Annotated in this window: 8 protein-coding genes; 5 read left to right on the forward strand and 3 right to left on the reverse strand. The window is 56.8% G+C overall.

Features of this window, described 5'->3' with window-relative positions; all coding sequences use genetic code 11:
* Positions 1-401: IS1634 family transposase (locus tag BN1117_RS03635; RefSeq protein WP_040094898.1), on the reverse strand; the 401-nt coding region annotated here is incomplete at its 3' end.
* Between the two features lie 212 nt (positions 402-613).
* Complete coding sequence (locus BN1117_RS03640) at positions 614-1,201, reverse strand: single-stranded DNA-binding protein (RefSeq protein WP_040094899.1); 588 nt, start codon at positions 1,199-1,201, stop codon at positions 614-616.
* 359 nt (positions 1,202-1,560) lie between these two features.
* Between BN1117_RS03640 and uvrA the strand changes: the two genes are divergently transcribed.
* Both uvrA and BN1117_RS03650 read left to right on the forward strand, forming a co-directional pair.
* On the forward strand, positions 1,561-4,389 hold the full coding sequence (gene uvrA / locus BN1117_RS03645; protein ID WP_040094900.1) for an excinuclease ABC subunit UvrA: 2,829 nt from the start codon (positions 1,561-1,563) through the stop codon (positions 4,387-4,389).
* Positions 4,390-4,510: 121 nt separating this feature from the next.
* Positions 4,511-6,184 (forward strand): sensor domain-containing diguanylate cyclase, encoded by a 1,674-nt coding sequence (locus BN1117_RS03650; protein WP_040094901.1) that lies wholly within the window; start codon positions 4,511-4,513, stop codon positions 6,182-6,184.
* Here BN1117_RS03650 and BN1117_RS19930 read toward each other — a convergent pair.
* Positions 6,181-6,312 carry a hypothetical protein gene (locus BN1117_RS19930; RefSeq protein ID WP_280135995.1) on the reverse strand — a complete coding sequence of 44 codons (132 nt, stop codon included), beginning with the start codon at positions 6,310-6,312 and terminating at the stop codon, positions 6,181-6,183. The two genes, BN1117_RS03650 and BN1117_RS19930, sit on opposite strands and share 4 nt — an antisense overlap.
* Positions 6,313-6,641: 329 nt before the next feature.
* Here BN1117_RS19930 and BN1117_RS03655 point away from each other — a divergent pair, with 329 nt between their 5' ends.
* The 3 genes from BN1117_RS03655 to BN1117_RS03665 form a co-directional block, all read left to right on the forward strand.
* Positions 6,642-7,241 (forward strand): OmpW family outer membrane protein, encoded by a 600-nt coding sequence (locus BN1117_RS03655; protein WP_040094902.1) that lies wholly within the window; start codon positions 6,642-6,644, stop codon positions 7,239-7,241.
* Positions 7,242-7,463: 222 nt separating this feature from the next.
* A complete protein-coding gene (locus BN1117_RS03660) occupies positions 7,464-9,443 on the forward strand; it encodes a HAMP domain-containing methyl-accepting chemotaxis protein (protein ID WP_040094903.1) in 1,980 nt (659 codons plus the stop codon).
* Between the two features lie 8 nt (positions 9,444-9,451).
* Positions 9,452-10,742: ABC transporter substrate-binding protein (locus tag BN1117_RS03665; protein WP_040094904.1), on the forward strand; the 1,291-nt coding region annotated here is incomplete at its 3' end.

Raw genomic sequence — 10,742 nt, forward strand, 5'->3', positions numbered from 1 at the left:
AAGCTGGTGATATCGAGGTGTACTGCGGTGCTTTTGAGCCCTAGCCGCTCGACAACTTGCGCTGCCATCACTTGATACAAGGTGCTGACATCGGCCTCGAAGAGGGCATCGAGACAGCGCCCGAGCACATCATCATTGAGGTCATCAGCACAGATCCCGGGGCCAATCAGACGCTCAACCGGCTTGTTAGCGAAGAATTGAGGGAACATGTGCAGGGTGCTGCTGTGAAAGCCGAGGCCGTTCACTATCATGGCGACCAAGGCTTCACCATGTGAGACCTTAAAAGGCGGCGTTTTGGGGAGTACGGCATCGATCATGCGGGCAATCCCCAGCTCTTGGCAGAGTGCGGCGACCAAACCAAGGTGATCGAGGTTACGGATAGAGATAGTGGGAGCGGCCATGATGATCTACCTGCAAAAGAGAGTAATAGATCAGAATGACCGATCGCCGTCAAGCACTGAAAAAGCCAAAATCAGGTGCGGAATGACGGATGGTCTCGTTGAAACCATTGAGGTAATCGGGATGTGACGATTTTCTCTGCATCAGAAACCAAAAACCCCTGAATTAACAGGGGTCTGTATATGTATTCTTTACAGATAACTCTAAGGTTAACTCAGAAGGGGATGTCGTCGTCGAAATCCATCGGCGGCTCGTTGTAGACCGGCGGGGCAGATTGTGGCTGTTGGGCAGGACGGCCATAACCGCCTTGCTGCTGCATGTTTTGCTGCGGGGCGGGTGCCTGACGCTGCTGGTTCATCGGTTGCTGAGCAGGCATGTTCTGCTGCGGCTGGCCCCAGTTGCCCTGGGATTGACCACCCATGTTTTGGCCCATGCTCTGGCCGCCTTGTGCACGACCACCCAGCATCTGCATTACGCCGCTAAACCCATCAACCAATACTTCGGTGGTATAACGATCCTGGCCACTTTGATCCTGCCATTTGCGAGTTTGCAACTTTCCTTCGATATAGACTTGGGAGCCCTTTTTCAGGTACTCGCCAGCAATTTCTGCCAGTTTGCCAATCAAAGACACGTTATGCCACTCGGTACGCTCTTTCTGTTCACCGGTCTGCTTGTCGCGCCAGGTTTCAGAGGTAGCCAGAGTAATGTTGGCCACGGCACTGCCGCTAGGCATGTAGCGTACTTCCGGGTCTTTCCCGAGGTTACCGATCAGAATGACTTTATTGATGCCTCGACTGGCCATAATCTCTCTTCCACCTTTATATTCCGGCCAGGCAAAGCCTGGGCCCACTAAATTCGTTACCGCGCTTTTTGCATGACCATGTCGTTATCATATTGAACAGCATGGTTTTTCTATAACTGTTACAGCAATCAGAGTGTTATCTGATCCAAGTTTAGCTGCCAATAGTAACAGCTGATCACTCTGCGGGCGAGCGCTTGCTGGTATGGAGTGGGGGTAAACGCGTCGTCTTGGTCAGGGTGTGGCGAAGGGGCTATCCATCGTAAAAAAGGATAACTGCGATAGATAATGCCTGTCTATTCATCCAGTAGTCTCTATGCCATACTGGCGCGCTCAGGTTTCTGTATCGAGCGTGCAACAAGATGGAAAAGATCGTGGTCCGGGGTGCTCGCACCCACAACCTCAAGAACATCAATCTGACCCTGCCCCGCGACAAGCTGATCGTGGTGACCGGCCTCTCCGGTTCGGGTAAATCCTCTCTGGCGTTCGATACCCTCTATGCCGAGGGGCAGCGCCGCTATGTGGAGTCCCTCTCCGCCTATGCCCGCCAGTTCCTCTCCCTGATGGAAAAGCCGGACGTCGACCATATCGAGGGGCTCTCGCCCGCCATCTCCATCGAGCAGAAGTCCACCTCCCATAACCCGCGCTCGACCGTCGGTACCATCACCGAGATCTACGACTACCTGCGTCTGCTGTTCGCCCGGGTCGGTGAGCCCCGTTGCCCGACCCATGCCATTCCGCTCGCCGCCCAGACCATCAGCCAGATGGTGGATCAGGTGCTGGCCCAACCGGAGGGGAGCAAGCTGATGTTGCTGGCCCCGGTGGTGCGGGATCGCAAGGGGGAGCACGCCAAGCTGCTGGAGAATCTGGCGGCCCAGGGTTACATCCGTGCCCGCATCGATGGCGAGGTGTGCGATCTCTCCGATCCTCCTACGCTGGAGCTGCACAAGAAGCACACCATCGAGGTGGTGGTGGATCGCTTCAAGGTGCGCGAGGACCTTGCCTTGCGTTTGGCCGAGTCGTTCGAGACGGCGCTGACCCTCTCCGGCGGCATCGTACTGGTAGTGCCGATGGACGGGGAGGAGGGGGTTGCCCCTATGACCTTCTCCGCCAACTTCGCCTGCCCGGAGTGCGGTTACTCCATGTCGGAGCTGGAGCCGCGCATCTTCTCTTTCAACAACCCGGCCGGAGCCTGCCCGACTTGTGACGGTCTCGGGGTGCAGCAATATTTCGATCCGGCCAAGGTGATCGGCGATCCGGCCATCAGTCTGGCCAACGGCGCCATCCGTGGTTGGGACAAGCGCAGCTTCTACTACTTCCAGATGCTGAAATCCCTCTCCGAGCATTACAAGTTCGATCTGGAGACGCCGTGGGAGGATCTGCCCCTTAAGACCCAGGAGGTGATCCTGCGCGGTTCCGGTCGCACCGAGATCGAGTTCCGCTACATGAACGATCGCGGCGATGTTGTGGTGCGCAAGCACCCGTTCGAGGGGATCCTGCACAACATGGAGCGGCGCTACCGGGAGACCGAGTCCAACTCGGTGCGCGAAGAGCTCTCCAAATACATCGCCAACAAGTCTTGCTCAAGCTGCGGGGGTAGCCGACTGCGGGAGGAGGCGCGCCACGTCTTCGTCGACAACCGTAATCTGCCGGCTATCGCCGAGCAGTCCATCGGCGATGCGCTGGCCTTCTTCGAAGGGCTGAATCTGACCGGTCAGCGCGCCCAGATCGCCGAGAAGATCCTGAAAGAGATCGTCGAGCGGCTCGGCTTCCTGGTGAATGTGGGCCTCAACTATCTCAGCCTGTCGCGCAGCGCCGAGACCCTCTCCGGCGGTGAGGCGCAGCGCATTCGACTGGCCAGCCAGATCGGTGCCGGTCTGGTGGGAGTGATGTATGTGCTGGACGAGCCGTCCATCGGCTTGCACCAGCGCGACAACGAACGGCTGCTCAAGACCCTGACTCACCTGCGTGACCTAGGCAACACGGTGATCGTGGTGGAGCACGACGAGGATGCTATCCGCCTCGCCGATCATGTGCTCGATATCGGCCCGGGGGCGGGCGTGCATGGTGGCAGTATCGTGGCGCAGGGCACCCCCCAGCAGATCATCGACAATCCAGAGTCTCTGACTGGTGACTACCTCTCCGGCCGCAAGCAGATCGCCATTCCCGCCGAGCGTACTCCGCTCACCGGCAAGTGGTTGAAACTCAAGGGGGCGAGCGGCAACAACCTGCGCAACGTCAACCTGGATCTACCTATCGGGGTGATGACCTGCGTCACCGGCGTCTCCGGCTCCGGCAAGTCGACCCTGATCAATGACACCCTGTTTCGCATCGCTCATCGCGAGCTCAACAAGGTGACCGAGTCTACGCCTGCGCCCTATCGCAGCGTCGAGGGGCTGGAGCATCTGGACAAGGTGGTGGATATCGACCAGAGCCCCATCGGCCGTACCCCGCGCTCCAACCCGGCCACCTACACCGGCCTGTTTACCCCGATCCGCGAGCTGCTCTCTGGCACCCAGGAGGCGCGTTCCCGCGGCTACCAGCCGGGCCGTTTCTCCTTCAACGTTAAAGGGGGCCGCTGCGAGGCCTGTCAGGGGGATGGGGTCATCAAGGTAGAGATGCACTTTCTGCCGGACGTCTACGTGCCGTGCGACGTCTGCAAGGGCAAGCGCTATAACCGCGAGACTCTGGAGGTGAAGTACAAGGGCAAGAACATCCACGAAATCCTCGAGATGACGGTGGAAGATGCCCGCGAGTTCTTCGATCCGGTACCGGCAGTGGCGCGCAAGCTGCAGACCTTGATGGACGTCGGCCTCTCTTATATCCGCCTCGGCCAGTCGGCTACTACCCTGTCGGGCGGCGAGGCGCAGCGGGTCAAGCTGGCGCGGGAGCTCTCCAAGCGGGATACCGGCCAGACCCTCTACATCCTGGACGAGCCGACCACCGGGCTGCACTTCCACGATATCCAGCAGCTACTCAAGGTGTTGCACCAGCTGCGGGATCGCGGCAACACCATCGTTATCATCGAGCACAATCTGGATGTGGTGAAAACTGCCGACTGGATCGTCGATTTGGGGCCGGAGGGGGGCGCCGGTGGTGGCCGCATTCTGATGACGGGGACGCCGGAAGAGATTTGCACCAATAAAGAGTCTCATACAGCTCGTTTTTTGCGGACACTATTGGCGCGATAAGCCGTTATAATCGAGGGGCCTTTGGCCCCTTTTTGTTATAAAAATCGGGAGCATAGGGGGAAGCTCGTCAGGTGTGAGCAGGCTTGGCATCTCAGCGTCATGGTAATGGATATATCGGGTTATGGTTCAGGCTCCGCGCACGATTGATCATCAGTTGGCTTACTCCATGTTCCCCATCTGGCTGGGGGCGATCCTGCTATTGCTGGTTCTGCTGGCGTGGGCCCAGATCCCGGCCGCCAGCCGGATTGAAGAGCAACGAATGAAGGAGCATCTGCTGCGCGTGACCAAGGCGGTGCAGGCGGATGTGGCTGCTCTGGATGCATTCAGTCGGGATTGGGGCATCTGGGATGACAGTCACCGTTTTATGGACAACAAAAACAGAGCGTATATCGAATCCAATCTGTTTAATGACATGGCTATGCGGGACTTCAGCCTTAACCTGATGAGCTTTATGGATCTCGCCGGCTACGAAATCTGGACGCGGACCCTGCTACCCGATGCGCCGGGGATCAATCCGGATCAGTTTCCCTACTTCCTTGATGAACTGAAAAAGCAGTTAAGGGAGCGCTCGGTGGCGGAAGGGGGCATCAATCTGCACGGGATCCGTGCTTCCCAGTGGGGGCCGCTGATGTACTCGTGGCAGCCGATCAGAAACAGTGACGAGTCGGCTCCGTTCAACGGTTTCTTGCTGGTTGTACGTTGGCTCGACAAGGCCTATCTCGAGCAGGTATCGGAGCGTACCGCGCTGCCTCTGGCGATCTCCCACGCCAATCTGGATGTCACCGCTACCTTCAAACCACTGAAACCGCAAATAACGTATCGCCTGATCGACCTTGGGTTTACACGGCTTAGGGGAGAGGTGCGACTGCTCAACAGCGATAACCAGCCGGTGCTGACTCTGGTGATTGAGGAGGAGAGAGAGATCTTGAGTGGCGTCATAGAGGGGGCGCTCTGGACCTTTGTGAGCATGCTGTTTATCAGTTTTGTTTGCATCATGATCGCCATGTACCGGCTCAACAGCATTGTGCTTACCCCGTTGCAGCAGCTGGTGTCGGCGCTGCAACGCTTTGGCGATCGGCCAGATGCCACCTTGATCCCCTATATCGACAGCAGCGCAGAGATGGCGACCCTGAGCGGCAAGTTCAGGGAGATGGCCTGCAAGGTTAGTCAGCAACACGATGATTTACTGGAAAAATCCAGTCAGATGGAGCTGGCTGCATTTACTGATCCCTTGACCCGTTGCTTCAATCGTCGCTATCTGGATGGCTGGCTGCAGGTCAACCGGGCCAAGCCTTGGTTGTTATTGCTGCTGGATCTGGATCATTTCAAACGGATCAATGATCGCTTGGGCCATGACATCGGGGATCTGGTGTTGAAACAGTTGGCTGATTTGTTGCGCAAGGTGGTAGCAGGAGAGAGCGAGCCAATTATCCGGCTGGGCGGGGAGGAGTTCTTGTTGCTGCTGCAGGTGGATGACGAGCAAGAGCCGGCCCTGCGGGTTGAATATCTGCGCCAGCGTGTCGCGCAACACCGCTTTGGCAAAGAGGATACGCCACTCTGGTTGACGGTGTCGCTGGGGTTCTGCCGCTATCCGTTGCACCCGGAGTGTCCGGATTCATTCTGGAGTCACAGCTTCAAACTGGCGGACATGGCGCTGTATCAGGCCAAAGTCGGCGGGCGAAATCGGTGGTTTGGCTACGCTGGTACCCTCTCTGCGGAGGGAATGTGCCAGACTCCGGAACAGCTTACCGAAGGGGGGAATATCACCCTGCTGCACTCTGTCAATCCGGATTAACCCTGCCGCACCAATACCAGATAGGCCAGGGCGACAATAAAACCGAGCAGGATAAAGAGAAAGTAACCGATTCCCCACACGGCTGCGAGAAAGGCCCCCACCTTTTGCCATCTCGACTCATATTTCATAAATAAACCATTACTTCCCAGTCACTTGCATGGCGCAAAAAAATACTGAGCTGCCCATATTAACAACAATTAATAGCCGCTCTGCCGTGCAATAAAATGTGGTTTGTTTGCTCCTTTTGGCGCTGGAAGCGGTTAGTTACAGCCTATCCAAACAGGCATTTCGGCTTGTTGTCTGGGGACTCAACGAGATTGGGATGGTGCGCAAAGATGCCATCTCAATCAATTTATTTCTGTGCAACCTTTGCTCCAAGTCAATAACTTGGTGTTTACAAAGGCATATAGTCAGCGGGCTTACAGCATCAAATGAAAACAAAAAAAGGGATTACGTGATGAAAAAATTACTTCCTCTGATGATTGCCGCTGCAGTGACCTCTCCTTTCGCCATGGCCCATCAGGCTGGTGATATTCTGGTTCGTGGTGGTGCAGCTTTTGTTTCTCCGCAAGAGAGCACCTCCCCGATAGACCTGACTATCAATGACAATATGCAGCTTGGTTTAACTCTGACCTATATGGCGACAGATAATTTTGGTATTGAGTTACTGGCTGCAACACCCTTCTCCCACTCAGTGAAGCTGGGTGATACCGAGGTGGCCAAGATCAAGCACCTGCCGCCAACCCTGATGGCCCAGTACTATTTTGGTGATGCCCAGAGTAAGGTGCGCCCCTATGTCGGCGTAGGTGTGAACTACACCACTTTCTTTGACGAGAAGGGCCGTGGACCACTGGCAAATGACGATATCAGTCTGGATAGCTCTTGGGGTGTTGCTGGTCAGGTTGGTATCGATATGGCGATCACTGACCGCTGGTTTGTAAATGGCTCAGCCTGGATTATGGATATTGAGACTGATGTTCATACTCAATCCGTAGGTACCATCAACGCTAAGATTGACCCCATGGTCTTTATGGTGGGTGCTGGCTACCGCTTCTAATGATGCTGACTGCGGTTCTGAACGGACCGTAGAAGATAGCAAAGTACGTCTCTTTCAGCCCGGCTTGTGCCGGGCTTTTTTCGTATGGCTGATTTTGTCTGGACTGTGATCCAGCCCGATACAAATCAATTAAATACCCATAGCTTTATTTCAGTTATTCGCCACCCCAGCCGATAGTGACTATGTTCACTTTACCTTCCCCCAATGAGTGAGGATGTCTCCATGGGCTTATCTATTGTGCAGCGGATCATCGCCGGATTTGTGTTGATGCTGCTGTTGCTGATCCTGCTTGGCGTGATCAGTACCTTTAAAATCAAGGGTATAAACGACGGCCTCTCGGCTGTCTCTGATCGGGCAACTCCGCTGGTGGTGGCTGTCGCAGGTCTCAAGGGGGCGCTGCAGGATAGTAACCGCTGGGTGCTGGTCTATCGCACCAGTGAAGATGCTGCCCAGTTGCCGCAGCTGGCCAATCAGTTCAAGGAGCAGCAGAACCGCTTCGCCCAGCTGAGTCAGGAGATGGGTAAATTTACCGACGTAGCGGATGCCCGTGCCCGCTTCCAGCAGGTCGAGAGTGCCACCACCCAATTTTATGGCTTGGCGGATCAGGTGTTGGCCCAGCATCGGCAGTGGGTCAGTGCGCTGGATCAGCGTCACAAGCTGGAGATGGAATTTATCCGGCTTGAGGATACCTACCAGTGGGCGGCGGATCTGCTGCTGCAACAGACCGCCAGCAAACGCTCCATGCGCAACAAGGCGGAACTCATTACCTCGGGTATCGCCCGCGATCTGAAGAATATCCGCCGTGCCGATGCCAAAACTGACCTGAACGAGCTGGAGAAGGTGCTGAGCAAGGACATCGAGATGGCGCGTATGCGTCTGGAACGGGTGTTGGTGCCCGATGATGTGAAAGCGCGTTTTGTCTCCAACCTGGATCGGATGCAGGAGTTGGCGCTCGGCTCTCAGGGCTTGCTGGCGACCATGCGTCAGGCCCAACAGCTGGAGTCGTCACTGGCGGCACAAAATCAGCAGCTGGATGCCAGTCTGGTTAACAGCCTTAATTTGCTTGACGAGATGGGCAAGTCTGCCGGAGTCATCGCCAGCGATAGTCGGATCAATGCGGACGCTGCCGTCAGCAGTGCCAGCTTCTGGATCCTGGTGGTTGCCGCAATGTCGGCGGTCGCTGCGCTGGTGATCGGCTATACCACGGCGCGCAGCATTCAGCGCCCGTTGCAGATGATCAACAAGGAGCTGGATTACATGGCGGCCGGTGATATGACCCGCCGCATCAACTACCGCAGCAGTTGCGAGTTTGGCAACTTGTCCCGTTCTATCGACATGTTGGCGGGCAAGACTGGTGAGCTGCTCTCTCAAATCAATGCGGGCTCCCTCCATCTGGTGGATGAGGCGAGCCGGGCGGCCGATATCAGTGAACGGGCCATGTCCCGGGTGCAGGAGCAGAAGAGCCAGACCGATCAGGTGGCCGCCGCCATTACCGAGCTGGAGGTGAGCGCAACCGAGGTGGCACGTGCTACCGATGGTGCCAAACGGGAAGTGGATCTGGCTGATGATGAGGCTCGTAGTGGTCGCCAGAAGGTAGCAACCACCCGCCATATCACTGAGCAGCTGGCGGGCGCCATGGAAGAGGCGGTCGGTATTACTTATAAGCTGGGTGAATTCAGTAATAACATCGGCAGCATTCTCGATGTGATCCGCAGTATTGCCGAGCAGACTAACCTGTTGGCCTTGAATGCAGCTATCGAAGCGGCACGGGCTGGTGATGCCGGACGCGGATTTGCGGTGGTAGCCGATGAAGTGAGGGCATTGGCCAATCGCACCCAGACTTCGACCGAAGAGATCCAGGGGATGATTGAGAACCTGCAGAACTCCAGCAAGCATGTGGTCGAAGTCATGGGGCGTAGCCAGGAACAGACCCAAAGCTGTGTCGAGCAGACTCGCGAGATGGATACGGCATTGCAATCCATTGCCGATCGGATGGGGGCCATCAAGTCGATGGCGGATCAGGTGGCCCATGCCGCTCAGGAGCAGATCACCGTCAGTCAGGGGGTCGCTCGTCATATCGCCGGCATCGCCGATGTGGCATACGAGACCGAGCGGGAGGCGCGCGAATCTGCCAGCAGCAGCGAAGTGCTGGCTGACCTGGTCGCCAAACAGCAGCAATTGATCGCACATTTCAAGGTCTAGGAGGGCTTATGTCTAAAAAGTGGATTGGAGCCCTGAGTCTCCTGTTGTGTGGCCAGCTGATGGCCAGCGAGCTGGTGATTGAAAGCTGGCGAACCGATGACAAGGCATTGTGGGAGCAGAAGATTATTCCGGCGTTTGAGGCGGCACATCCCGGCATCAAGGTGCGTTTTCATCCGGTGCAGAACGTCAACTACATGCCTACCTTGCTGGAGAACCTGAAGGCCGGCAAGGCAGGGGATCTCATTACCTGTCGTCCGTTCGATGACTCACTCGCCCTGTTCAAGGCGGGCCATCTGGCCGAGCTGACCGAAATGGCGGGGATGGAAAACTTCCCGAGTTTTGCCCAGTCACCCTGGCAGACTGACTCTGGTGCCCAAACCTTCTGCGTGCCGATGGCCTCGGTGATCCATGGCTTCTTCTATAACAAGAAGATCTTCAGTGAATTGGGGATCACCTTGCCGCAAACCCGCGACCAGTTCTTCGCCGTGCTGGACAAGATCAAGGCCGACGGGCGCTATGTGCCGCTGGCCATGAGCGGTTCCGAGAGCTGGGTTGCCTCCGAGCTGGGGTTCCAGAACATTGGTCCCAATTACTGGAAAGGGGAAGATGGTCGTCTGGCACTGATCGGCGGGCAGGAGCGGTTGGACAACCCGCAATATGTGAAGGTGTTCGACGAGTTGGCCCGCTGGCGTTCCTACCTCGGTGAAGGTGGCGAGAGCCGCGACTACGCGACCAGCAACGAGCTGTTTACCTCCGGCAAGGCCGCGTTCTATGTTGCTGGATCCTGGGAGATTGCCCCCTTCACCGGCAAGGTCGATTTTGGCGTCATGCGTCCGCCGGTGGCCAAACAGGGTGATGGCTGCTTCTTTACCGACCACACCGATATCGGTATGGGAATGAACCCGGCCAGCAAGAACAAAGAGGGGGCAATGGCCTTCCTGCAGTGGCTGACGACGCCACAATTTGCCGAGCTCTATACCAACTCGCTGCCGGGATTCTTCTCTCTATCCAACCACTTCTTCGATGTCACCAATCCGGCGGCCAAAGAGATGATGGAGTGGCGCGATCAGTGTGACTCGACCATTCGGGTGGCGACCCAGATCCTCTCCCGTGGTACCCCCAAGTTGGGGGATGAACTGGCCGAGGTGAGTCAGGCGGTGCTGCTTGGCAAGATGGAGCCCAAGGCGGCAGCGGATCGACTGGAAGGTGGCTTGAAGAGCTGGTATGCCCCTCATCAGGGCAACAAGGCCAAGAGCGCGGATTGTCAGTGTGATACGGTTGCCCCTGCCCCTGCCCCTG

The sequence above is a fragment of the Aeromonas australiensis genome (assembly GCF_000819725.1).
GTDB lineage: Bacteria > Pseudomonadota > Gammaproteobacteria > Enterobacterales > Aeromonadaceae > Aeromonas > Aeromonas australiensis.

What these genes read in the sequence shown, in the direction of transcription:
- BN1117_RS03640 (WP_040094899.1), bottom strand. Translation starts at nt 1,201, where the DNA reads ATGGCCAGTCGAGGCATCAATAAAGTCATTCTGATCGGTAACCTCGGG.
- uvrA (WP_040094900.1), top strand. Translation starts at nt 1,561, where the DNA reads ATGGAAAAGATCGTGGTCCGGGGTGCTCGCACCCACAACCTCAAGAAC.
- BN1117_RS03650 (WP_040094901.1), top strand. Translation starts at nt 4,511, where the DNA reads ATGGTTCAGGCTCCGCGCACGATTGATCATCAGTTGGCTTACTCCATG.
- BN1117_RS19930 (WP_280135995.1), bottom strand. Translation starts at nt 6,312, where the DNA reads ATGAAATATGAGTCGAGATGGCAAAAGGTGGGGGCCTTTCTCGCAGCC.
- BN1117_RS03655 (WP_040094902.1), top strand. Translation starts at nt 6,642, where the DNA reads ATGAAAAAATTACTTCCTCTGATGATTGCCGCTGCAGTGACCTCTCCT.
- BN1117_RS03660 (WP_040094903.1), top strand. Translation starts at nt 7,464, where the DNA reads ATGGGCTTATCTATTGTGCAGCGGATCATCGCCGGATTTGTGTTGATG.